A 25,979-nucleotide genomic window follows, 5' to 3' on the forward strand; every position below is an offset into this window, starting at 1 on the left:
GCCCGTACCGAACCAGAGCCACCACCTGCCCGTCCGGATCGGAACGGGCGTACGAAGAGGAGAGACAGGGCCAGTGAGCAGCCAAGAGGTCCAGGCAGCCGAGACGGATGTCGCGATCATCGGCATGGCCGGGCGTTTCCCCGGCGCCGATGACCTGGACTCCTTCTGGCGCCTGCTGAGCGAGGGCCGCGAGGGCATCACCCGCTTCAGCCGCGAGGAACTGGCGGCGGCGGGGGTGCCCGCCCGGCTGCTGGACGACCCGGAGTACGTCCCCGCCCACGGGATCATCCCGGACGTCGACCTGTTCGACACCGGGTACTTCGAGTTCACCCCGGCCGAGGCCGCGATCACCGACCCGCAGCACCGCATCCTGCTGACCGCCGGCCACGCCGCCCTGGAGCACGCCGGCTACGACCCCGCCCGCTACGACGGGCTGATCAGCGTCTATGCCGGCGCGGCCATCAACACCTACCTCCAGCAGCAGGTGCTGCCCCACGTCGACCAGACCACCACCTCCCAGCACTTCGCGGTGATGGTCGGCAACGACAAGGACTTCCTGGCCACCCGGCTGTCGTACAAACTCGACCTCAAAGGCCCCAGCTACGCCGTCCAGACCGCCTGCTCCACCTCCCTCGTCGCTCTCCACCTGGCCTGCCAGGGCCTGATCAACGGCGAGTGCGACATGGCGCTGGCCGGCGGTGTCACCGTGAAACTGCCGCAGGCCAAGGGGTATCTGTACGAGGAGGGCGCGATCCTGTCCCGGGACGGGCACGTGCGCACCTTCGACGCGGACGCCAGCGGCACCGTCGTCGGCAACGGCGTCGGTGTCCTGGTCCTCAAGCTCCTGCGGGACGCCATCGCGGACCGGGACACCATCCACGCCGTCATCAAGGGCACGGCCACCAACAACGACGGCTCCGGCAAGGTGAGCTTCGCCGCGCCCGGCGCCGCCGGCCAAACCGCCGTCGTCCGTGAGGCGCACACCGTCTCCGGCGTCGACCCCCGCTCCATCGGATACGTGGAGGCACACGGCACCGCCACCCGCCTCGGCGACCCGGTCGAGGTCTCGGCGCTCACCCGGGCGTTCAGGGAGTCCACCGCCGACACCGGGTTCTGCGCCATCGGCTCGGTGAAGTCCAACATCGGCCACCTGGACGCGGCGGCCGGTGTCGCGGGCGTGATCAAGACGGTGCTGATGATGAAGCACCGGACGCTGGTGCCGACCGTCAACCACACCACCCCCAACCCGGCCATCGACTTCGCGGCCGGCCCCTTCAAGGTGAGCACCGACACCGCCCCCTGGACCGGGGAGGGCCCCCTGCGCGCGGGCGTCAGCTCCTTCGGCATCGGCGGCACCAACGCGCACGCGATCCTCCAGGAGGCCCCGCCCGCCCCCGTCACCGGCGACGCACACCGCGCGCAGCAGCTGCTGGTGGTGTCAGCCCGTACCGCGACCGCGCTGGCCACGGCCGCCCAGAAGCTGGCCGCCCACCTCGACGGCGACGACCCGGCCGCGCTCGCCGACGTCGCCTACACGCTGGCCGTGGGCCGCCGCGCGCACGAGTACCGGCTCGCCGTCACCGGCTCCGACCGCGCCGACCTCGCCCGGGCGCTGCGACAGGCCCCGGTCCCCGAGCGGCCCGGGACCGGCGAGGTCTCCTTCGTCTTCGCCGAGGACGTCCCGGACGCGGCGGGCCTGGCCGGCCGGTGGGCCGCCGCCGAGCCCGCCTTCGCCGGGCACCACGAGGCCGCACTCGCCGCGGGCGCCGACCGGCTCGGCGAGCGGGGGCGGGCGTTCGCCGTGCAGTACGCGCTCGGCAAGCTGTGGCTCGGCTGGGGACTCACCCCGGTCGCGGTGCACGGCGACGGGCTCGCGGCCCGGGCCGCCGCCTGCGTGACCGGGGCGCTGCGGCTTCGGGACGCGCTGACCGGCGACGGCCCGGTACCGTCCGCCGCCCGCGCGCGCATCCCCGTGCGCGGGGCCCACGACGAGGTCCGCGGTGTCGCCCTCGGCGTGACCGACGGCCCCTGGGCCGGCGTGGCCCGCGCCTGGCAGGCCGGCGCCGCGGTCGACTGGGCGGCCTGGTTCGAGGGCGAGGAGCGCGGCCGCGTCCCGCTGCCGACGTACCCCTTCGAGGGCCGCCGCTGCTGGCTGACCGGCCCGGACGCCGGCGCACCCGCCGACCGGGTCACCGGCCCCGGCCCGCACCCCATGCTGGACGAGAACGTCTCCACCCTGGACACCCTCGCCTACCGCAGCTCCCGCACCGGCACCGAGTTCTACCTCGCCGACCACCGCGTCGACGCCGAGCCCGTCCTGCCCGCCGCCGGACAGCTGGAACTGGCCCGCGCGGCCGGCGAACTCTCCCTGGGCGGACCGGTCCGGCTGCGGGGAGTCTCCTTCGAGCAGTTGCTCTCCTACGCCACCGGGCCGCGCACCGCGCTGGTCCAGCTGTGGCGCGAGCGCGACACGGTGGGGTTTGAACTCACCGCCGACGACCGGGTGGTCACGGCCGGCGAGATCCACCCCGGAGCCGCCCCGCGCCCCGCACCGGCCGATCCGGCCGCCGTCGCCGCCCGCTGCGCCGAGTTGGTCACCCACACCGACTGCTACGACATCCTGCGCGCTCACGGCCTGGACTACGGCCCCCGTATGCGCGCCCTCACCGAGGTCCGGCTCGGCGACGGGGAGGCCCTCGGCACCCTCGAGCTGCCCGACGGCGCCTCGCTCGACGGCGTCGTGCTCAGCCCCGCCCTCCTGGACGGCGCCCTGCACGCCCTGGTCGTGCTGCTGGCCCGCGCCTACGGCGAGCGGGCCGACGGCTTCCTGCCGCTGGCCCTGGGCGAACTCACCGTGCACGCCCCCGTCACCGGGTCCTGCCACGTCCACGTCACGACCGGCCGGCTGGGAGAGCGGACCGCGCACGCCGACCTCACCGTCGTGGACACCCACGGCCAGGTCCTGGCCCGCCTGGACGACCTCGCCGTGCGCGTCCTCGGCGAGCCCCGCGAGTCGGCCCTGCTGGTCCGCCGCTGGACCGACGTGCCCGCCGAGGTCACCGGCGCACCCCTCGGCGACACGGCCGCCGTCGTCACCGCCGACCCGGCGCGCGGCGCACAGCTCTCCGCTCACCTCACCGCGCTGGGCATCGGCACGGTCATCCGCGACCTCGACCCGGCCACCGCGCCCGACGTCGTCCTCGTCGACGAACCGACCCCCGAACAGGCGCTGCACGTCGTCCGCACGCTCCTCGCCGCCCGCCCCACCGCGCCCGTGCGCGTCCTGCTGCTGCACCGCCATGACACCGACGGCCCACGCCCCGAACGCGCCGCACTCGCCGCCTTCGCCCGGACCGTCCGCGCGGAGAACCCTCTCCTCGAAGTGCAGGCCGTCGGCCTCGCCGAGGACGTGGCCGAGGCCGACGCGCTCGCCGGCGAACTGTCCGGCCACGGCCGCGACCCGGAGGTCGCCCACACCGCACAGGGCCGCCGGATCCCGCGGGCCGAGCCGGCCCCGGCCGCCGGCCCGGCAGCAGTCCGCGACGGCGGCGTGTACGTCGTGACGGGCGGCGCCGGCGGACTGGGCCGCGCCGTCGCCGACCGGCTGCTCTCCCGGGCCGACGCCCGCGTGGTCCTGCTGGGCCGCCGCGAACACCCCGCCGACCTGGACGAGCGCCTGGTCTACCGCAGCGTCGACGTGTCCGACCCGGACGCCCTGACCGCCCGACTCGCCTCCATCCGCGAGGAGTTCGGGCCGATCACCGGTGTTGTCCACGCCGCCGGTGTGCTGCGCGACGGCTTCGCCCTGACCAAGTCCGCCGAGGACTTCGCCGCCGTCCTCGCCCCCAAGGCCGCCGGACTGCGCGCCCTGGACGCGGCCACCGCCGACGACCCGCTGGACTTCTTCGTCGCCTTTTCCTCCATCGCCGCCCACATCGGCAACCCCGGCCAGACCGACTACGCGTACGCCAACGCCTACCTGGAGGCCTACGCCGAACGGCACGGCCGGATCACCGCGATCGCCTGGCCGATGTGGGCCGACGGCGGGATGCGCCAGAGCACCGAGGCCGCCGCGGACATCGCCGCCCGCACCGGCTTCGGCGTACTGCCCACACAGGCCGGCCTCGCCCTGTTCGAGCAGGCCCTCGGCACCCCCGGCGCGCTCGTCGCCGCCTACGGAGACCTCCGCACCATCACCACCGCGCTCACCGCGCCCGTCGCCCGGGCGGCCCGGACCGCCACGGCCACCGCGCCTGCCGAGGGCGGCGGCCCGCACGAGGCGGCCCTGCGGCTGCTGCGCGAGCTGATCGCCGCCGAGACCGGCCTGGATCCGGCCGAACTGGCCGAGGACGCCCCGTTCGAACGGCTCGGCATCGACTCGCTGATGATCGCCAAGCTCAACCGCGAGCTGGACCGGCACTTCGACGCCCTGTCCAAGACCCTGTTCTTCGAATACGCCACCCTGGGCGAACTCGTCGGCTACTTCGCCGAGCACCACGCGGCCGAGCTGACCGGCGGCACACCGGCGGCCGCACCGGTCACGTCCACGGCCGAAGGCACCGCCCCGCGCCCGCCGCGCGCCCCGCGCCGTACCGCACGAGCGGGCATCGCCGAACCAGCCGAACCAGCCACCGACGCCGCCGACGACACCGACGCCATCGCCGTCATCGGCCTGGCCGGCCGCTACCCGGCCGCCGACGACCTCGACGAGCTCTGGACCACTCTGGCCGAGGGCCGCGACGCCATCACCGAGATCCCCGCGGAGCGCTGGGACAGCCTCCGCTGGTACGACCCGGACCCGGCGGCGCCCGGCCTCGCCCACACCCGGTGGGGCGGATTCCTGCGCGACGTGGACCGCTTCGACCCGCTCTTCTTCGGCATCTCCCCGCGCCAGGCCGAACTGATGGACCCCCAGGAGCGCCTGTTCCTGCAGAACGCCTGGCACGTCCTGGAGGACGCCGGCTACCGCCGCTCCGACCTGGCCGACCGGCCCGTCGGCGTGTACGTCGGCGTGATGTACGGCGAGTACCAGTTCCACGGCGCCCTGGACGCCCTGCGCGGCGGGCGGCCGCTCACCGGCTCGTCCTTCGCCACCATCGCCAACCGGGTCAGCCACGCACTGGACCTGTCCGGTCCGAGCATGGCGCTGGACACCATGTGCTCCTCCTCGCTCACCGCGATCCACCTGGCCTGCGAGAGCCTGCGCCGGGGCGAGACCGAACTGGCCATCGCCGGGGGCGTCAACGTCTCCGTCCACCCGTACAAGTTCGCCTTCCTCAGCCAGGGCCGTTTCCTGTCCTCCGACGGCCGCTGCCGGGCCTTCGGCGTGGGCGGCGACGGCTATGTGCCCGGGGAGGGTGTCGGCGCCGTCCTGCTCAAGCCCTACCGCAAGGCACTGGCCGACGGGGACCGCATCCACGGCCTGATCCTTGGCGGCGCCGTCAACCACGGCGCCCGGACCAACGGATACAGCGTGCCCAACCCGCGCGCCCAGCAGCGCGCGATCACCACCGCGCTGGAACAGGCCGGCGTCGCCCCGCAGGACATCGGCTACGTCGAGGCGCACGGCACCGGCACCGCCCTGGGCGACCCGATCGAGCTGACCGGCCTCACCCACGCCTACCGGTCCGCCGAGGCCGCGCCCGGCACCTGGCCGATCGGCTCGGTCAAGTCCAACATCGGGCACCTGGAGTCCGCGGCCGGCATCGCCGGGCTCACCAAGGTGCTGCTGCAGTTCCGGCACCGCACCCTGGTGCCCTCGCTGCACTCGGCCGAGCTGAACCCCAACATCGACTTCGAGCGTTCTCCGTTCCGCGTCCAGCGCGAGCTGTCCGCCTGGCCCGACGGGGACCGGCCGCGCCGGGCCGGCCTCAGCTCCTTCGGCGCGGGCGGCGCCAACGCGCACCTCGTCCTGGAGGAGTCCCCGAACCCCGACCCGGTCACCGACGTACCGGCGGGCGAGCAGCGCACCGGCGAACCCGTGCTGTTCCTGCTCTCCGCCCGCGACGAGGAACGGCTGCGCGCCTACGCCGAGTCGGCCGCCCGCTTCCTTGGGACCGAGCGCGTGCCGCTCGCCGACCTGTGCTTCACCACCCAGGTGGGCCGCGAACCCCTCGACGCCCGGCTCGCGGTGGCGGTCACCGACGGCGGCGAACTCGTCGCGGCCCTGCGCCGGTTCGCCGACGGCGGCCCGGCCCCCGACCTCGCCGACGCGGGCCCGCTGGCCGAGCCGGCCCGCCGCTGGCTGGGCGGCGCCGACGTGGACTGGGCGGCCTGGCACGCCGGCCGGCCGGGGCCTGCCCCGCGCCGGGTGCGCGCCCCGCGGTACCCGTTCGCCGCGGAGCGCTACTGGATCCCGCTCGACCCCGGCCTGGGCACGGCCGCTCCGCATCCGCTGGTCGACGCCAACGAGTCCACCGTCGCCGAGGTCCGCTTCCGCAAGACGCTGCGCGCGCACGACCCGCTGCTGCGCGACCATGTGATCGAGGGCCGACCGCTGCTCGCGGGTGCGGCGACGCTGGAGTTCGTCCGCGCCGCCGCCGCGCTCGCCGAGCCCGGCACCCGGCACGCCCTGCGCGAGGTGGTGTGGGGCCGGGCCGTCGAACTCGACGACGGCGAACTGGAGCTGTACGTCTCCTTCCGCCCGGACGGCACCGGGCTGGCCTTCGAGGTGTACAGCGGGACCGGTGCCGGCCGCACCGCCCACGCCCGCGGCAGTGCCGTCCCGGCCCCCGCCGCCCCTGAGGCCGCCGAGGACCTCGCCGCGCTGCGCGCCCGGCTGTCCGTCGTACGCGACGGGCCCACCGTGTACACCGAGTACGCGGCCGCCGGGTTCGCGTACGGCCCCTCCTTCCACGTCATCGACGAGATCCGGGTCGGCCCCGACGAGGCGCTGGTCCGGCTGGCCCAGGCCGGTACCGCCCCGGGCACCCAACTGCCCCCGGCGCTCCTCGACGGCGCCCTGCGGGCCTGCCACTGGACCGGCCGGACCACCGCGCCGCGCGCCGGTGAACTCGCCGTCCCCTTCAGCCTCGGCGCCCTGGACTCCTTCGCCCCGCTGCCCGAGGTCTGCCACGCGCACGCCCGGCTGGCCGGAGAGTCGGCGGGCGTGCGCCGCTTCGACCTGACCGTGTACGACGACCAGGGCCGCGTGCTCGCCTCCGTACGGGACTTCGCGGGCCGACTGCCCGGCGTCCAGGCGGCGCTTGCCGACCGTATGCCTGTCGCGCCCACCGCGCAGGCCGAGCCCGAGCCCGCCTCCGGCGAACCCCGCCTCTACGAGCCGTACTGGCGCCCCGCCGCCGACCCGGAACCGGCGGGCGCCGCCGGGACCCTCGTCCTGCTCGGCCGCCGCCCGGAACTGGAGTCCGCGCTGGCCGCGACCGGCGTGTGGCGGCGCGTCGTCGCCGTCGGCGAGGACACCGGCCGACTGGCCCCTCTCGCCTCCTTCGCCGACGAGGACGGGCTCGACCTCGCCGTCGTCATCGACATCGCCCTCGTACCCGGCGACGCGGACGACGGCTCGCCCGCCGACCTGCTCGACCGCGCCTGCGCCCCCGTCCTGGACGTGCTCGACGCGGCCCGCACCGGCGTGCTGCCCGGCCGGGTGCGGTGCCTGGTGCTGCACCCGCAGAACGCCGGCGAGGACCGGCCCGAGTGGGCCGCCCTGGCCGGGTTCGCCCGCTCCACGGGGCCGGTCGCGCCGCGTCTGGAACTGCTCACCCTCGGCGTTGACACCGCGGCCCCGGCCGCCGAGGTCGCCCAGGCCGTGGCGGTGGAACTGCGCGCCGCGCCCCGCGCCGCGGGCCTGGAGGTCCGCCGTACGGCCTCCGGCGAGCGGCAGGTACGGGCCCTGCGCCCGCTCACCGCCCCGGCCGCCCCGGCCGAAGTGCCCCTGCGGGACGGGGGCGTGTACGTCGTGACCGGCGGCGCCGGTGCCCTCGGCCGTGTCCTCGCCGAGCAGCTGGCCCGCACCCATGCGGCCAAGCTGGTGCTGATCGGCCGCTCCGAGCCCGACGAGCGGACCCGCGCCTGGCACCGCACGCTGACCGGCCTCGGTGCCGAGGTACTCGCGCTGCGCGCCGACGTGGCCCGGGCCGATGAACTCGGCGCGGCGCTGGCCGCCGCCCGGGACCGGTTCGGCGCCCTGCACGGCGTGTTCCACCTGGCGGGCGTCGCCGACGAGGGCCGCGCCGACGGCGACCGGGAGCGCTTCGCCCGACTGCTCGGCGCCAAGACCCACGGCCTGGTCCACCTGGACCGGCTGACCCGCGAGGACCCGCTCGACCTCTTCGTGGTCTTCTCCTCCGTCTCCTCCCTCATCGGTGACTTCGGAGCGGCCGGCTACGCCACCGCCAACCGCTTCGCCGACCTCTACACGGTGGACCGCGACCGCCGGGTGCGCCGGGGCGAGGGGCACGGCCGCAGTCTGTCCCTGGCCTGGCCGCTCTGGGCGGTCGGCGGGGTCGACGGGCTGGTCCACGAGAAGGAGTTGGCCGCGTACACCCGCCGCAGCGGGATGCGGGCGCTGAGCGCGGAAGCGGGCCTCGACCTCCTCGTCCGCTCCTTCGCCCCCGGCGCCCCGTGGCTCGTGCCCGCCTGGGGCGACCCGGCGGCCGTCGACGCCGCCCTGACGGGTGCGCCCGCCCCGGCCCGGCCCGCCCCGGCCCCGCCCGTCGCGTCGGCACCCGTCGCCGCCGCCCGCGCCGGCCGGCTCCGGGACCGGTTGGTGGAGCATCTGCGCGAGGTCCTCGCGGGCGTGCTCAAGCTGCCCGCCGGGCGCCTCGACAGCCGCGTCCCGCTGGACGACTACGGCCTGGACTCGGTGCTGGTCATGGAGTCCAACTCGCTGCTGGGCAAGGACTTCCCGGGTCTGCGCGGCACCGTGTTCTTCGAGTTCCGGACGGTCGACGAGCTGGCCGGCCACATCCTCGCCGAGCAGGCCGACGCCGTCACCCGCCTGTTCCCCGAGGAGACCGAGCCGTCGCGGCAGGAGACACAGCCGTCGCGGCAGGACGCCGCGCCCGCGTCCGCGCCGGCCCCGGGCCCGCACACCCCGCCCGCCCGCCAGGACGCCGACGAGCCGATCGCCATCATCGGCATCAGCGGCCGCTACCCCCAGGCGGACACCCTGGAGGAGTTCTGGCGCAACCTCGCCGAGGGCCGCGACTGCGTCACCGAGGTCCCCGCGGACCGCTGGGACGCCGATGCCCTGTTCGACGCGGACCCCGCCGCACCCGGCCGCAGCTACAGCCGCTGGGGCGGCTTCCTGTCGGACGTGGACTCCTTCGACTCGCTGTTCTTCCAGATCGCGCCCAAGCAGGCCCGCACGATGGACCCGCAGGAGCGGCTCTTCCTGGAGACGGCCTGGTCGGCGCTGGAGAACGCCGGCTACCCGCCGTCCCGGATCCCGGCGCCCCGCCACGGCGGCCAGGGGCACGACGTCGGCGTGTTCGCCGGTGTCATGTGGGACGACTACGCGATCCTCGCCGCCGCCGAGTCAGCCCGCGGCAACCACCAGGTCGTGCTGGCCAACCGTTCCGCCATCGCCAACCAGGTCTCCTACTTCGGCGACTTCCGCGGCCCGAGCGTGGTGATCGACACCGCCTGCTCCGCGTCCCTCGTCGCCGTCCACCAGGCATGCGAGAGCATCCGCCGCGGCGAGTGCTCGTACGCCATCGCCGGCGGCGTCAACGTCGCCGTGCACCCCGACAAGTACGTGCACCTCAGCCGCAAGACCATGCTGTCCGACGACGGCCGCTGCCGGTCCTTCGGCGCGGGCGGCACCGGGTACGTGCCCGGCGAGGGCGTCGGCGCGGTGGTGCTCAAGCGGCTGTCGGACGCGGTCCGCGACGGCGACACCGTGCACGCCGTGATCCGTGCGAGCGCCGTCAACCACGGAGGCCGGACCAGCGGCTACACCGTGCCCAACCCGCAGGCTCAGCAGGCGCTGGTGGAACAGGCGCTGGCCGCCGCGGACATCGACGCCCGCACCATCGGCTGTGTCGAGGCGCACGGCACCGGCACCGCCCTGGGCGACCCGATCGAGCACACCGCGCTGGCCCAGGCCTTCGCCCGGCACACCGGCGACACGGGATTCTGCGCGCTCGGCTCGGTGAAGTCCGCGGTCGGCCATCTGGAGGGCGCGGCCGGGATCGCCGGGCTCACCAAGGCCGTCCTGCAGCTGCGCCACGGCACACTGCTGCCCACGCTGCACGCCGAGGAACTCAACCCGGTCATCGACTTCGAGCGCTCGCCGTTCACCGTGCAGCGACAGACGGCTCCGTGGCCGCGCGCGTACGACGGTGACGGCCGTCCGCTGCCGCGCCGCGCCGCCGTCAGCTCGTTCGGGGCGGGCGGCACCAACGCGCACATCGTCATGGAGGAGTACCTGACCCCCGAGCCGGCCCCGGCCGGGCCCGAACAGCCCGAGCTGATCGTCCTGTCCGCCCGCGACGAGGACCGGCTGCGCGCCAGCGCGGCCGACCTGGGCCGCGCCCTCGCCGAGCCGGGTGCCCCGAGGCTGGCCGACGTCGCCCACACCCTGCGCGTGGGCCGCGAACCCCTCGCCGTACGGCTGGCGTTCGTCGCCGCCGACCTCGCGGACGCGGCCGGCAAGCTGGCCGCCGTCGGACGGGGCGAGGGCGGCCAGTGGCTGCACCGGGGCCGGGTGGAGCAGCATCCGCCGCTGGCCGGCCTGCTGACCGACGGCATCGGTGGCGAGGACTTCCTCGCCACCCAGATCGCGGCCGGCGCCGACGACCTCCTCGGCCGGCTGTGGGTTTCGGGCGTCACCGTCGACTGGGACCTGCTGCACCGCCTGCGGCCCGCCGAGCGCCGCCGGGTGCCGCTGCCGACGTACCCCTTCGAGCGGGTACGGCACTGGCTCGACACCACGCCCGCTGCCGCCCCTGCGCAGAGCCCGCACCGGTGGCAGCGCCGGCTCGCCGCCGACGAGCCGGTGCTGCGCGACCACGTGGTCGACGGGCGGCCCATCCTGCCCGGTGTCGGCCACCTGGACCTGGTCGCCGAGGCGAGCGGGGGACTGGCCGGGCGGGCCTGCGTGGACGTCCGCTGGATCGTTCCGCTGGCCCTGAGCGGGGCCGACGAGACGGTGGCGGTGGCCTTCGACGGCGACCGGTACGAGATCCGCGGCGCAGACGACGCCGTACGCTCCTGCGGCCGCCTCGCCGCAGCCCCGCCCGCGCCCGCCCCCCTCGACGTCACCGCGCTCCGCGCCCGCCTGGACGAAGGCCCGGGCGAAGGCTCCTTCTACCGGGCGCTGGCCGGGCAGGGACTGCCGTACGGGCCGTTCTTCCGCCGCGTCCGGCAGGTGTGGACCGGCCGGGACGAGGTGCTCGGCCGGATCGGCGAGGCCGCCGGCAACGATCCGGCGCACGCCCTGCACCCGGGCGTCCTGGACGCCGCCCTGCACACCGTCGCCGCCCTGCTGGTCCGCCGCCGGGGCGAACACGCCCGGCCGATGCTGCCGTTCGCGGCCGACCGCGTCGAGGTGTTCGGCGCCGTCCCCACGACCGGCTGGTCGTACGTCCGGGAGACCGCGACCGACCGCTGCGAGGTGCTGCTCTGCGACGACACCGGCGCGGTACGGGTCCGGTTCGAGGGCCTGACGTACCGCGAGGCCAAGCCGTCCGCGGTGGTCGTGCACCGGCCGGTGTGGACCGCCCGGCCCGCCGAGGAGCGCGCCGCGGCCGCCCGCGGCGTGCTGCTGGTCGGGGAGCGGCTGGACGCCGAGCCCGCCGCCGGCATCGCCCGCGCCCACCACGGCGCCGACGTACGACGGCTCCCGGTCGGCCCCGGCGGCCTCGCGGACACCGAACTCGACCGCGCCCTGGCCGGATCCGGCGCACCGGACCTGGTCTACTTCCTTAGCCCGGCCCCCGGGCGCGAGCCCGCCGACCGCGCCGAGCTGCGCGCCCTGACCGACCGGGGCCCGGTCGCCCTGTACCGCCTGGTGCGGGGGCTGGCCCGGCACGGCCTGCTGGAGCGCGAGATGCGCCTGAAGGTCGTCACCACGGACGTCCACCCGCTGGAGGCGGTCGACGACTCCTCCCCGTGGGCCGCCGGGACCGCGGGCCTGGCCGCCGTCGCGGCCAAGGAGTTCCCCGCGCTGCGCGTGGCGCTCGTCGACGTACGCGCGGCGGAGGCCGCCCAGGCGGCCGACGCGATCGTGGCCGAGCCGTTCCCGGCCCGGCCGGTGCCGGTGTCGCTGCGCGCGGGCGTCCGCCGGGTGCGCACCCTGGAGCGGGTCGAACTGCCCGCCGCCGCACCCCGGTTCCGCCCGGGCGGCGTCTACCTGGTCGTCGGCGGGCTCGGCGCCGTCGGCCGGGACACCTGCCGGCACCTGGCCCGCGCCTACGGGGCGAAGCTGGTCGTGGTCGGCCGCTCCCCGCTCGACGAGACCCGGCGGCAGACCGTCGCGGAGCTGGAGAAGGCGGGCGCCGAGGTCCGCTACCTCGCCCTCGACGCCACCGACCCGGACGCGCTGAAGGAGGCCGTCGAGAGCGCCGTACAGGAGTTCGGCGCCCTGCACGGGGTCATCAACGCCGCGATGGTGCTGGTCGACCAGGTGCTGAGGGAGCTGCCCGAGGCCGGGCTGCGGACCGCCCTGGAGTCCAAGACCGACTCCACCTGGAGCCTGCTGCACGCGGTGCGCGAGGTGCCGCTGGACTTCGCGCTCTTCTACTCGTCCGGCGTGGCCTTCGAGGGCAACCACGGCCAGGCCGGCTACGCCGCCGGCTGCACCTTCGCCGACGCCTGTGCCCTGCACGCCGCCCGCACCCTGCCCTTCCCGGTGCGGGTCCTCAACCTCGGCTACTGGCACGCGGGCGGCGACCCGGAGCGGGAGCGGGTGCTGCGCCGCTTCGGCGCCGCCGGCATCCGGCCGCTGAGCGCCGAGCAGGGCATGGCCGTCGTCGAGCGGACCCTCACGGCCGGGCTGCCCCAGGTGTTCGCCCTGGACGCCGACCGGCCCATCCTGGCCAACCTCGGCATCGACCCCGACCGCACCCTGAGCGTGCTGCCGGGCGGTGCGCCGGACCCACTGCCCGAGGTCCGCTTCCCGGGAGCGCCCGGACCCGAACTGGTCACGCATCAGCACGCGGTCGCCGAGCTGGAGCGACTGGCGGCGTCCCTGCTGGCGTCGGTGCTGCACCGGGCGGGCCTGTCCGACGCGGGCGAGGCGTCCGGAGCGGAACTCGCCGGACGCCTGGGCGTGGTGCCCGAGCACGCCGCGCTGTTCCGGGCCCAGCTCGACATCCTCGCGGAGACGGGCTGGCTGACGGTCACCGGCACCGGTGGTTTCCGCCCGACGGGCCGGGCGGTGGAGCCCGAGGCCGTGTCGCTCGCCGCTCTGGACGGGCTGACGGTCCGCCACCCGGCCCTCGCACCGGTCGGCACGCTGCTGCGCGACTGCCTGACCGAGTTGCCCGACATCCTCACCGGCCGCCGCCCCGCCATGGAGATCCTCTTCCCCGACGGCTCCGCCGAGCGGGTGGCCGCCGTGTACCAGGGCGACCCGGTCACCGACCGCTGCAACGCGGAGGTGGCCCGGCTCGTGGTCGAACAGGTCGAGGCCCGCCGGGCCGCCGACCCCGCGACACCGGTTCGGATCCTGGAGGTCGGCGCCGGGACGGGCGGCACGACGGCGACCGTCCTCGACGCACTCGCCCCCTACCAGGACGCGGTGGAGTACGTGTTCACCGATGTCTCCTCGGCCTTCGTCCGCAAGGCCAGGAGCCGGTTCGGCGCGCGGTACCCCTTCGTCCGCTTCGAGACGCTGGACATCGAGGCCGACCCGGCAGGGTCGGGACCGACGCCCAGCGGCCACGACGTGGTGCTCGGCACCAACGTCCTGCACGCCACCCGGCGGCTGTCCGACACCCTGACGCGCGTCAAGGCGCTGCTGCGAGGGGGCGGGGTGCTCCTCCTCGTCGAGGGCACCAGGCCCCGGCACCAGCTGGCGCTGATCTTCGGCCTGACGGCGGGCTGGTGGCTGTTCGCCGACCCCGACCAGCGCCTGCCCCGTTCGCCACTGGCGAGCGAACGGCAGTGGCGGGACGTCCTGGCGGCGTGCGGATTCCCGCACATCAGCGCGGCGGCGCCCACGACGGAGGCCGGAGCGGCCTTCCAGAGCGTCATCGCCGCCGTCAGCGACGGCGTGGTGTCCGTCATTGGGCGACGGGACCCGGCCCCCGCCCCCGCCTCCCCGTCCCCCGCCCCCGCGTCCGCCCCGGCTTCGGCTTCGGCTTCCCGCGACGACGAGCTCCGGCGGGTGACGGAGGTCTTCGCCCGGGTCCTGGAGATGGCCCCCGACCGGCTCGACCCCGACCTCACCTTCGAGAACTATGGAGTGGACTCGCTGGTCGTCCTCGAACTGACCAGGGCCCTGGAAGCGGTGTACGGCCCCCAGCCGGCGACTCTCCTCTTCGAGCGGATCACCATCCGGCAGCTGGCCGACCACCTCCGCGTCGAGACACCCGCCCCCGCCTCCCCCGCCCCCGCGGAACCCCGACCCGCCCGACCCACCCGGGCCGACGAAGCGGAGCGGCTGGTCGCGTCGCTGTCCGACGCGGCGGTCGATGGGCTGCTGGCCGAACTGCTCCCCCAGCGCGGCGAGCCCGAAGCAGGCGGACGGTGATCGCCCTGCCGCGCCCGTCCGCCGCGAGCCCCGGCACGAACGAAGGGAACCGCACGTCATGACGGCGTACCAGGCGGCAGAGCCGTACCAGTCACCGCTCACCGCGCTTCAGCACGGGATGCTGTTACACAGCCTCAGCGCCCCGGACGACGGCGTGTACGTGCAACAGAAGATCGTCACCCTGCGCCATGCCGTCGACGCGACCGTGCTGCAGCGGGCGCTGGACGACCTCGTGGCCCGGCATCCGGTGCTGCGCACCACCTTCGTACTGGACGACCCGTCCGCTCCCCGCCAAGTGGTCCATCCGCACGGCCGGGCCCCTCTGATCCGCGACGACTGGCGCGGTGACGCGGACCCCGACGGCCGCCTGCGCCGTTTCCTGCGCGAGGACGCCCGGCGTCCCTTCGCCTTCACCGAGGAACCGCCGACGCGCTTTGCCCTGCTGCGCATCGGCCAGGCCGAGTACCGGCTGCTGTGGACGTCGCACCACGCGCTGATGGACGGCCGCTCCTACGCACTGCTGCTGACCGAGCTGTTCGAGTCGTACGACGCCGCGGTCGGGGGCCGCGAAGCCGTGCTGACACCGCGGCCCGGGTTCGTGGCGTATGTGCGTCACCTCGCCGAGCAGGACCCCGCGCCGGGTGAGGCGTTCTGGCGGGAGTACCTGGACGGGGTCCGCGGCCCCACGCCGCTGGTGGTGACCACCGAGCGCACACTCGGCCCCGGCGAGGACGCCTTCGGCACCGTCCGGGCGGAACTGGACGCGGACACGGTGGAAGCCGCCGCCGCGTTCGCCGAGCGGTGCGGCGGCACCCTCAACAACGTCGTCCAGGCCGCGTGGTCCCTGCTGCTGGGCAGCTACAGCGGCCGCGGCGACGTGGTGTTCGGCGTCACCAAGTCCCGCAGGTCGTTCGCGCCCGAAGGCCGCGACATGGTGGGCCTGCTGATCAACACCCTGCCGCTGCGCGTGGTTCTCGACGCCTCGGCCACCGGAGCCGACCTGGTGCGCGCCCTGCGCGAGGGGCATCTCGCCCTGCGTCGCGGCGAGCACATCGAGCTGCCCCGCATCCACCGGCTCAGCGCCGTCCCGGACGGCTCCGCCCTGTTCGACAGCGTCGTCGTCTTCGAAAGCCGTACCGTCCAGGCCGAGCTGCGGCAGCGGGGCGGAGCCTGGCGGGACCGCGACTTCCACCTGGAGGAACGCAGCAACTACCCGCTCACCCTCAGCGCCTATCAGGGCGAGCGGCTGCTCCTCAAGCTCGGCCACGACCGCCGGCAGCTGACGGACGCGGTCGCCCGGCAGGTACTGCACGACACGGTGACGCTGCTCAGGGCGCTGATCGAGGCACCCGACCTGCCGACCGGAGACCTGTGCGCCGGGACCGGCCCGGCCTCGGGCGCGCTGGCCCGGCGCCGGGCGGCGTGCCGCCCCGACGCGGAGCGGCACTGGGCCGAGCGGACGGCCCGGCTGAACAGCCCGCAGGCCGACCCCACAGGGGCTGCCCACGTGGTCCGGCTGGACACCCGGCACATGGCCAATCCGGAGCTGCTGCTCGCCGCGGTCCTGGCCTTCGTCTCCCGCGGCACGGAGGAGGCGGACACCGGGGTCGCCCTGCGCTGGCGGCACCTGGCCGCCTGCCCGCCCCACCCGGCGGTGCCGACCCACGTTCCGTTCCCCCTGCCGTTCATCGCCGACGGCAGGCCCTTCGCCCGGATCCACGACGAGGTGCGGTCCCTCCTGCACGACGACGAGACGATGGGCGTCCCCGCCCGGGATCCGCGGACGGCAGACTGGCCGGTCCGCATCGAACTGCACACAGGACCCGCCCCGGACGGCGCCGCGTTCCCCGACGAGGCGACCGGTCTCGCGACGACCCGGCTCGTGCGGATCGCCGAGGACGGCTCATGGGTGCGCTGGGCGGACCCCGACCCGGCGGCGGCCGCGCGGTTCGCGGCCTTCCTCGACGCCGTCGCGGCCGACCCCGGCCGACCGGTGACCGAGGTGGCGGAGCTGACACCCGACGAGCGCGGACGTGTGCTGGAGGAGTGGAACGACACCGCGGCCGACTACCCGTCCCACCTCTGCGTGCACCAACTCTTCACCGACCAGGCCCGGCGCCGCCCCGACGCGGTCGCCGTCGCCTGCGGGAACCGCGCGCTCACCTACCGGGAGCTGGACGAGCAGTCCGACCGGCTCGCGGCCGAACTCGCCGCACGTGGCGCCCTCCCCGGTGAGCTGGTCGGCGTGGCCCTGCGCCGCTCCCCGGAACTGCTGGTCGGTCTGCTTGCCGTGCTGAAGTCGGGTGCCGCCTACGTCCCTCTCGACCCCGTGTACCCGCCGGAGCGCATCGCCGCCATGGCCGACGACGCGCGACTGCGGCTGGTGGTCACCGAGTCCGCGCTGCGGCCCGCCCTGAGCGGCGTACGCGCCGACCTGCTGCTCCTCGACGAGGACCAGGAACGCCCGGCCGGCCGGTGCGTCCCGGCCGGTGCCGATGACCCGGCATACGTCATCTACACCTCGGGCTCCACCGGGAGACCCAAGGGCGTGCGGATCGGGCATCGCGCGCTGACGAACTTCCTGTGCGCCATGACCCGGCAACTCGGCTGCGCCGAGCACGACCGGCTGCTGGCCGTGACCACCGTGTGCTTCGACATCGCGGGACTGGAGCTGTACCTGCCGCTGATCACGGGTGCGCGGGTGGAGATCGCGCCGGCCGAGACAGCGGCGGACGGCTTCGCCCTGGGAGCCCTGCTGGAGCGGACCCGGCCCACCATGATGCAGGCCACGCCCGCCACCTGGCGCATGTTGCTCACCGCGGGCTGGACGGGACATCCGGGCCTGAAGGCGCTGTGCGGCGGTGAGGCGCTGCCGTCGGACCTGGCCGAGGAACTCCTCGCCAGGGCCGGGGAACTGTGGAACCTGTACGGGCCCACCGAGACCACCATCTGGTCGACGGTCTGCCGCGTCGAACGCGGTGACCGGGTGACGATCGGCCGTCCCCTGGCGAACACCCGCTGCTATGTGCTGGACCGCTTCGGCCAACCCGTCGCTCCGGGGACACCGGGGGAGCTGTACATCGGCGGGGACGGTGTGGCCGACGGATACCTCGGGCGGCCCGAGCTCACCGCCGAACGGTTCGTACAGGATCCCTTCGGGCCCGGCGGTGCGCGGATGTACCGGACCGGCGACCTCGTCCGGCAGTTGGCCGACGGCCGGCTGGAGTACCTCAATCGCATCGACAGCCAGGTCAAGCTGCACGGTTACCGCATCGAACTGGGCGAGATCGAGCACCATCTGCGCGCCCGGCAGGGCATCCGGGAGGCGGTCGCGGTGGTCCGCGAGGACAGCCCCGGCGACCGTCGGCTCGTCGCCTACGTGGTGGCCGACCCCGGTACGGAACCGGACACCGCGGCACTGCGCGACGCCTTGCGCGGTGTGCTGCCCGGCTACATGGTGCCCGCGGCCGTGGTCGTTCTGGACGAGGTGCCGCTCACCCACAACGGCAAGGTCGATCGCAAGGCCCTGCCCGGCCCGGCCCAGGCCGGGCAGGGCAGGGCCCAGGCCGGGCCGGTCGCGCTCACCACCGACACCGAGCGGGCGGTCGCCGCCGTCTGGCGCCGGGTGCTCGGCGTGCCCCTGGTCGGCCCGCGCGACAACTTCTTCGACCTCGGCGGCAATTCCCTTCTGCTGATGCACGTGGTCAAGGAGTTGCGGGACACGCTGGATCCGTCGGTCACCCGCGTCGACGTGTTCCGCTATCCCACCGTCGGCGAGATGGCCCGCCACCTCGCCGCACCGCCGGTCGGTCAACGGCCGACCGCCGCTGCCCGGCCGACCCGGGCCCGGCGCGAGTCGCTGGAACGGCTGCGCCGCAGACGCACCACGAGGGGAACGGGCCCCACCGCCACCTGACGACACACGTCATTCCGCCCGCGTCATTCCACGTACGACCATCCGTGAAGGGAAAGACCCATGGCCCACTGCGCCGTGTGCTCTCTGCGAGAGGGCCATCCCGGCATCACCCTGGACGAGAACGGGACCTGCAACCTGTGCAACCTCGAAGTGGCTGATGAACTGCTGGAGAACTTCACCTACACCAACCGGGTCTTCGAGGAGTTCACCGCCGCCGGCCCCAACCTCGACGGCGAGTTCGACTGCCTGTTCATGTACAGCGGCGGCAAGGACAGCACGTACATGCTGGACAAGTTCGTCAACGAATACGGCAAGCGTGTCCTTGCCTATACCTTCGACATCCCCTTCGAGAGCGAGCACGCCGCCGACAACATCAAACTGGCGAAAGAGAAGATCCCCGCGCACTTCGTGCTGGACTCGGACGAGGCCGGCATCACGACGATGATGCGCGACGTCTTCAACCGGCCCGCGCCGCAGAAGCCCGGAGAATATCTCGACGAGAAACTGCCGTGCGTCTCCTGTCGGACGTTCTTCGTCATCCGGGCCATCCTCTGCGCGATCCGCAACAAGATCCCGTACATCGCCCTGTGCGCGGACCCGCAGCAGATCCTCACCATGGAGTCCAACGTCCGGGAGATCGCACGCGGTTTCTACGAGACCTTCGGCCGCGAGCTGACCGGTCGGCTCTTCGGGGAGGAACTGGAGAACGTACTGTTCGCCACCGACGAGGAACTTCCGAAAATCGTCTTCCCGTTCATCGCGATGCGCTACGACTACGACCCCGACGCGATGGTACGGGAACTGAAGGAAAAGGGGCTCTACCAGTCCTCGCCGCTGGAGACCCACTGCACCCTTTATCCGCTGCTGAACTACTACTCGTTCAAGAACTGGGGCTGCATGTTCTACAAGCTGAATGCTTCCAGTTACCTGCGCGCCGTGAAAAAGAACAAGAACTACGACCGCTCCACCTACAGCATCAAGTTCCCGCGCGCGGCGAATCTGCCGGACATCGAGCAGCGTCTCCAGGACATCATCTTCGACATTGCCCGGAGTGACGCCGACCCGCGGGAACACGAGCCGGCGCTGGTCGAGATCTTCAGGGAGCTCCATGGAGACGAGAACGCGGCCCACTTCGTGGCCCGCAGTTTTCTCGACATGCGCACGACGGCCACCCGTATGGGAATAAAGCTCGCCTGAAGGAGGCAGAGATGGACCAGCACGACATCAGGGAATCCGATATCGCCATCATCGGCATGGCATGCCGCCTGCCGGGCGCTCCCTCCGTGGATGCCTTCTGGCGCAATCTGCGGGAGGGCGTGGAGTCGACGACCTACCTGTCCGACGAGGAACTGCTCGCCGCGGGCGTGGATCCGCAGCTCATCAATGACCCGAGCTATGTCAAGGCCGCCCAACTGCTGCCCGACATCGACCAGTTCGATGCCGGCCTCTTCCGTGTCACCGCGGACGAGGCGGAGATACTCGACCCGCAGCAACGGCAGTTCCTCGAATGCGCCCTGGAAGCGCTGGAGGATGCCGGATACGATCCCGGCGCCTACGACGGCACCATCGGCGTGTACGCGGGCGCCGGCCTGAACACGTACCTGCTGCACAACCTCCACGACCGCTACCGCAACGCCTCCACCCTCGACGACTACCGGCTGATGCTCGCCAACGACAAGGACTTCCTGGCCACGCGGGTGTCCTACAAGTTGGACCTGCGGGGCCCCAGTCTCAGCGTCAACACCGCGTGCTCCACCTCACTGGTCGCCGTGCACACCGCCTGCCTCAGCCTGATCAGCGGGGACTGCGACGCGGCACTGGCCGGAGCGGTGCACATCAAGGTGCCCCAGCGGAAGGGGTACCGCTACCAGGAAGGCATGATCCTTTCCCTGGACGGACACTGCCGCGCCTTCGATGCCAAGGCGCAGGGCACCATCGTCGGGGACGGCGTCGGTGTGGTGGTCCTCAAGCGGCTGCGCGACGCCCTCACTGACGGCGACTTCATCCACGCGGTCATCAAGGGCACCGCGGTCAACAACGACGGTGCGGCGAAGGCCGGATACACCGCTCCGACCGTCGAGGGCCAGGCGGCCGTCATCCGCGACGCTCAGCAGATCGCCGACTGCCCGCCGCACACCATCGGATACCTCGAGGCGCACGGCACGGGAACACCGCTCGGCGACCCCATCGAAGTGACCGCGCTCAACGCCGTGTTCACCGAGGACAGCGAGGAGATCGGCCGCTGCGCGATCGGCTCGGTGAAGACCAACATCGGCCATCTCGACGTCGCCGCGGGCATGGCGGGCCTGATCAAGACATCGCTGATGCTGCGCCATGGCGAGCTGGTCCCCAGCCTGAACTTCGAGTCGCCCAACCCGGAGATCGACTTCGACGCCGGGCCGTTCCACGTCGCCACCGAACTCACCGACTGGCCCGCCACCGACGGCGCGCCGCGCCGCGCCGGCGTCAGCGCGTTCGGGATCGGCGGCACCAACGCGCATGTCGTCCTGGAGGCGCCGCCGGCCCGCCCGGCGACGTCGAAGCCCCGCCCGGCCGAGCTCCTGGTGCTCTCGGCCCGCTCGCCGCAGGCCCTGCAGCGGGCCATGGCCGACCTGGCCCGGCACCTGCGGATCCATCCGGAACTCTCGCCCGCCGACGTGGCAAAGACGCTCGGCGTCGGCCGCCGCGCCCATCGTCACCGCTGCGCCGTGGTCTGCTCCGACCTGCGCGAGGCAGCCCTCGCCCTCGCCCTCGCGGATCGCGAGCAGCTGATCACCGGGGATGTCGCTGACGACCGCCCCGATGTGGTCTACGGCGTGGCCGACCGGCTCGGGGACGGCGGCACCCACGCCGTGGCGCTGCTGCGCGCACTGCCCGCCTACCGCGCGGAAATCCAGGCAGTGACCGGCACGGACGGCACGGACGCCGAAGCGCTGCTGGGCTCCGACGACACGGCAGCGGCCCTGGTCGCCCAGCTGGCCGCCGCCCGCCTGTTCACCGCGTGGGGTGTGCGGCCCGCCGCCGTGACCGGCGGCCCAGTAGCCCGGCTCGTCGCCGCCTGTCTGTCCGGCGAGCTCACCGTCCCGGAGGCACTGCGCCTGCTCGACACGGACCCGGACACCTGGACCGGCGCTCCGCGGACGCCCTCCGACACTCCCCCGGGCGCCCTGCTGCTGCGCCTCCAGCCCGACGGCACCACTCCGCCAGGCTTGCACCGCACCGCACACGACCTGGCGACGGTGTGGACCGCGGGAGCCGACGTCGACTGGGACGCGTTCTACGGCGGCGAGCAGCGCTGCCGTGTCCCGCTGCCGCACTACCCGTTCGAGCGCACGCGTCACTGGGTCGAACCCGAACACCGCACCGCGCGGCGCACATCGGAGCCCGACACCCTGCCCGAGCGGCTCGCCGCGGCCGTCGGGCACGAACGTGTCGACATCATCACCGAGTTCGTGCAGCAAAAGATCGCCACGGTCCTGGGCAGGGAGGCAGGCGGGCTCCCGGAGACCGACCGCAATCTGTTCGACATGGGTCTGGACTCGCTCATCCTGATCGACGTCACCGCTCACCTCGGCGACGCGCTGGGCGAGCAGGTGGAGGCGTCCGCGTTCGTCGAGTACCCCACGATCCGCTCCTTCTCCGAGCACCTGGCCATCGTCCTCGGCCTGGTCGAGGAGTCCCCGCCCCAGCAGGACGGCATCCGGACCTCCCGGCGGGCCCAGCGCGCGGCCGCCCGCCACACCGGCCAGTCCTGACCCTCCTCCCGTACAACTGCGGACGACAACGGGCTTTGCCCTGCCTTGACGCGGGCGCACCCCGGCAGCCAGGAACCCCGCGTACGAGCTGCCTGCGAAAACCGGCCGGGCGAGATCACCAGCGGTCCGCCCTCCCCCTTTCGCGCGGTGGGAGCACGACACCGTGCTCCCACCGCGAAATCGGCCCCACCGACCTCGTCGCTACCCACGTCCCGACAGCAATGTGACATCCATAAGACGTCTGAAGGCTGTGTGCACCTTTGCCGTGACGTCCATGACACTCCTCCACGTTCGTGACCATGGAGGCAATGCCACCGCCGGTTCTGCTCCATGGTGCGGGACGGTCTTACGGATGGCGGCGGCACACGGGTGCGCCTAGCCTGGAGGCTGCCGACCCCCCGAACTTCCGGAGGCGGACATGGATGACCTCCGCTACAAGATGATCATGGCGTTGGCCGCCGCGGACTTCGGCAACCCACTCTGCGAGCAGGCGGCCGACATCTGTGCCGAGATCGCCGACCAGCACTGCGCACAACTGCACGTCGCCGCTCGGGGAGCCGACGACGCTGTGCCGGCGGTGACAGTTCCGTCGGGCGCCCGGGGACGGCTGTGAGCGCGGCGGTACACCGGGGGTGGAAAGGACGCATGCGATGACCGCTGCTCTGCAACCGACGGTGGACATCCGCCGCGGCCGGGAACGGTACAAAACACAGCTGTCCTGGCTGGATTCCAAGCACTCCTTCTCCTTCTCGCGCCACTACGACCCTCAGAACACCCACCATGGACTGCTGCTGGTCAACAACGACGACATCGTCACCGCCGGCACCGGCTTCGAAACGCATCCACACCAGGACATGGAGATCGTCACGTGGGTGCTGCAGGGGTCACTGGTCCACCAGGACTCCACCGGCCACTCCGGGCTGATCTACCCCGGACTCGCCCAGCGCATGAGCGCCGGGACGGGCATCCTGCATTCGGAGAAGAACGACTCCTGGCGACTTGAGGGCGTCAGCCCCCACGCCGACCCCGTGCACTTCGTGCAGATGTGGGTCGTGCCCGACGAGGAGGGCATCACTCCCGGCTACGAACAGTTGGAGATCGACGATGCACTGTTGCACGGCGGCCTGGTCACCGTGGCCTCGGGAATGGACCGGCATGCCGACGCATCGGCGATCCGCATCAAGAACAAGTACGCCGGGCTGCACGCGGCACGACTGAACCCGGGCGACTCGGCGCTCCTTCCCGAGGCGCCGTTCCTTCACCTCTTCGTTCCCCGCGGCACCGTCACGCTGGAGGCATCCGGAAAGCTCGAAGCCGGGGATTCCGTGCGCTTCACCGCAACCGGAGGCCAGCGGATCACCGCCGACGAACCCGCCGAAATCCTCGTCTGGGAAATGCACGCCACCGTTCAAGGCTGGTAAAACTCAGCTCAGCATCTGCATCGGGTGTGCTCTGGACACTGCCCGCTCCCAGGGCCGTGGCCGGCTTCGCAGACGTGCCCCTCTTCATCCGGACCGTCACGGTGGTCGACGGCCTTCCTCGCTCTGGGTGTCATAGCCGTCGCCGACAGTGAGCAGGTCGACGTGTCGGCCCCGCTCGTCGCGGTCGCGGTGTTCGGCGTCGTCCTGCTCGTCCGCGGGCTCGGGGTACGCCGGGGCGTCGTCTACGCTCCGCTGGCCCTCGTGGGGTGGGTCGCGCTACTGGAGTCGGGCGTCGATCCCGTGGTCATCGGCCTCGCCATGGCGGCGCTGCTCGGCGACGCCGAGACGATCACCGACCTGGTGGTCCCGGTCGATCCCGACCGGGACCACGTCCGCGGGCCTCGGCACGCGCCGGTGACGATCGTGGAGTACGGCGGACTCCGAATGCCCGAACGTGCACGCTGAGCCGGCCGCCGAGGCGGCGGCAGCGCAGGGCCGCTACTGGGACATGCACGACAGCCTGTCGGCAGCCGTGCGCGCCGCCCGGGAGCGCGGCGGTCGGTGCTCGCTGAGACGGTCACCACCGGGAATGTGGTGCCGGGTGATGTGGTTGAACGGGACATCTGACGTGGCCGAGTCAATCGAGCCCTTCGGATGGTGGCGAAAGGAGTCCCCATGGCACGCAGCACCACGCGGCCTGTCGTCAAGCTGAAGTCGACGGCCGGTACCGGAGTCACCTACGTGACCCGTAAGAACCGTTTGAACGACCCCGACCGGCTGGTCCTGCGCAAGTACGACCCGGTGGTCGGCGAGCACGTCCTGTTCCGCGAAGAACGTTGACACCTGCCTCCGTCGTCCGGCGACGGAGGCCCCCTGAGGAGGCACAACCCATGAGGTCCGGCATCCACCCCAGCTCCCGCCCCGTTGTCTTCCGCGACCGCGCATCGGGATTCCAGCTGCTCACCCGCTCCACCATCGACGCCCAGCAGACGGTCGAGTGGGAGGACGGCGCCACGTATCCGGTCGTCGACGTCGAGATCTCGTCGGCGAGCCACCCGTTCTACACCGGCACCTCGCGGGTCCTGGACACCGCGGGCCGGGTGGAGCGCTTCGAGCGGCGCTACGGCCGCACCGCCCCCACGCGCCACTGATCGCTGGACCCGTTCGATCCTGGAAGGAGACCGCGATGAAGGTACGCAAGTCCCTGCGCTCCTTGAAGACCAAGCCCGGCGCCCAGGTGGTGCGCCGCCGTGGCGTGGCCTTCGTGATCAACAAGAAGGACCCACGCTTCAAGGCCCGCCAGGGCTGACCGCTCACCCGTCGGCACGCTCACGGCCCGGCACCGCGCACACGGTGCCGGGCCATGCTGCCGAGAGCAGTACACAGCCGAAGCTGGACGGTCGACACGAGCGGCAGGCCGTCGAACAGAACACTGCCGTCACCTTCGCCGACGGCATCAGCGGACCACCGAACCACGACACAACCGCGGTCCCGCCATCCCGGTCACGCGAGATCTGTCAGGTCCTCCGCGAACACCTGCGACAGAGGCTGCGGCCCCACGTACTGCTGGCAGTTGCACTGACCAGCCTCATAACGCAGCGGCTTCTTGTTCTCGTCCCAAGCCGTTGGCACCTCGACGCGTTCGTGGCAGTGGCCCTGCTTGTCGTGTTTGGCGAGATGGTGCGTGCATCCGCACACTGGCTCCGGAGGCTTGTGCGCTGCGTCGACGGCCAAACGTTCCTGTTTCGCCGCCTCCAGCAGCTGCAATTTGCGCTCATGCCGATTGCGCAGTGCAGTGCGGACGTTGTCAGCTGCCCACGCGAAGCCGCCCGTCCAAAAGACGATGAGAACCCACCAGAACCAGTCCATCCGCTGCCCCTTCCCCCTGTGCTGCTGCGGACCAGCATAGGATTCGAACTACTCCGCAAGCTGATTCTGCGGCCGGTGTCGGGCCCGCGGAAAGACCCATACACAAAGCCTCCTCCGTCTGGCCCGCCACCGCGTCAGGGTGCTGTCCGCGATGCTCCGCGACGGCACCTTCTACGAACTCCGAACCCCACGCCGGTTCACTACGCCGCCCGGAACTCGCCTACGAGTCCGTGCGTCGAAATCCGTCGAAATTTCCGCGATCTATGGACTGCCCTGCTTCCCCTACCTAATCTCGCCGATGCCGTGCGCAGTTGAAAGCGCATCGCCGATGCGTCGAACCCCTTCGACGGGCAGACGGA

11 protein-coding genes and 1 pseudogene are annotated in these 25,979 nt (G+C 73.1%); 11 read left to right on the forward strand and 1 reads right to left on the reverse strand.

All coding sequences use genetic code 11. From position 1 onward, the window contains the following. The first annotated feature begins 73 nt into the window (after positions 1–73). From ACFV2X_RS07330 to ykgO, 10 genes are all read left to right on the forward strand, one after another. Positions 74–14,659, forward strand: coding sequence for an SDR family NAD(P)-dependent oxidoreductase (locus ACFV2X_RS07330; RefSeq protein WP_385612582.1), 14,586 nt, complete (start codon positions 74–76; stop codon positions 14,657–14,659). A gap of 58 nt (positions 14,660–14,717) precedes the next feature. After that, positions 14,718–18,575: an amino acid adenylation domain-containing protein gene (locus ACFV2X_RS07335; RefSeq protein WP_385612584.1), complete on the forward strand. Its 3,858-nt coding sequence runs from the start codon at positions 14,718–14,720 to the stop codon at positions 18,573–18,575. A 60-nt stretch (positions 18,576–18,635) separates the two neighbouring features. Beyond that, the gene (locus ACFV2X_RS07340) at positions 18,636–19,772 is read left to right on the forward strand and encodes an OzmP (protein WP_385612587.1); all 1,137 of its coding nucleotides are present in this window, start codon (positions 18,636–18,638) and stop codon (positions 19,770–19,772) included. An 11-nt stretch (positions 19,773–19,783) separates the two neighbouring features. Continuing rightward, the gene (locus tag ACFV2X_RS07345) at positions 19,784–22,330 is read left to right on the forward strand and encodes a type I polyketide synthase (RefSeq protein WP_385612590.1); all 2,547 of its coding nucleotides are present in this window, start codon (positions 19,784–19,786) and stop codon (positions 22,328–22,330) included. Between the two features lie 418 nt (positions 22,331–22,748). After that, on the forward strand, positions 22,749–22,943 hold the full coding sequence (locus ACFV2X_RS07350; RefSeq protein WP_179284898.1) for a hypothetical protein: 195 nt from the start codon (positions 22,749–22,751) through the stop codon (positions 22,941–22,943). A 37-nt stretch (positions 22,944–22,980) separates the two neighbouring features. Further along, positions 22,981–23,751: a pirin family protein gene (locus ACFV2X_RS07355; protein WP_385612594.1), complete on the forward strand. Its 771-nt coding sequence runs from the start codon at positions 22,981–22,983 to the stop codon at positions 23,749–23,751. Positions 23,752–23,913: 162 nt separating this feature from the next. Continuing rightward, positions 23,914–24,216: a Na+/H+ antiporter NhaA gene (locus ACFV2X_RS07360; protein ID WP_385612597.1), complete on the forward strand. Its 303-nt coding sequence runs from the start codon at positions 23,914–23,916 to the stop codon at positions 24,214–24,216. Positions 24,217–24,426: 210 nt separating this feature from the next. Then, positions 24,427–24,591 carry a 50S ribosomal protein L33 gene (gene rpmG / locus ACFV2X_RS07365; protein WP_352129999.1) on the forward strand — a complete coding sequence of 55 codons (165 nt, stop codon included), beginning with the start codon at positions 24,427–24,429 and terminating at the stop codon, positions 24,589–24,591. A 50-nt stretch (positions 24,592–24,641) separates the two neighbouring features. After that, complete coding sequence (locus tag ACFV2X_RS07370; RefSeq protein WP_385612600.1) at positions 24,642–24,902, forward strand: type B 50S ribosomal protein L31; 261 nt, start codon at positions 24,642–24,644, stop codon at positions 24,900–24,902. 35 nt (positions 24,903–24,937) lie between these two features. Then, positions 24,938–25,060 (forward strand): type B 50S ribosomal protein L36, encoded by a 123-nt coding sequence (ykgO, locus tag ACFV2X_RS07375; protein WP_385612603.1) that lies wholly within the window; start codon positions 24,938–24,940, stop codon positions 25,058–25,060. Positions 25,061–25,254: 194 nt separating this feature from the next. Here ykgO and ACFV2X_RS07380 read toward each other — a convergent pair whose 3' ends face one another. After that, positions 25,255–25,620: a hypothetical protein gene (locus ACFV2X_RS07380; RefSeq protein WP_385612606.1), complete on the reverse strand. Its 366-nt coding sequence runs from the start codon at positions 25,618–25,620 to the stop codon at positions 25,255–25,257. A 73-nt stretch (positions 25,621–25,693) separates the two neighbouring features. Between ACFV2X_RS07380 and ACFV2X_RS07385 the strand changes: the two are divergent. Continuing rightward, positions 25,694–25,813, forward strand: a pseudogene (locus ACFV2X_RS07385) (IS110 family transposase); the annotation flags it as partial. Positions 25,814–25,979 lie beyond the last annotated feature (166 nt).

It is taken from the genome of Streptomyces sp. NPDC059679 (assembly GCF_042734105.1).
Taxonomy (GTDB): domain Bacteria; phylum Actinomycetota; class Actinomycetes; order Streptomycetales; family Streptomycetaceae; genus Streptomyces.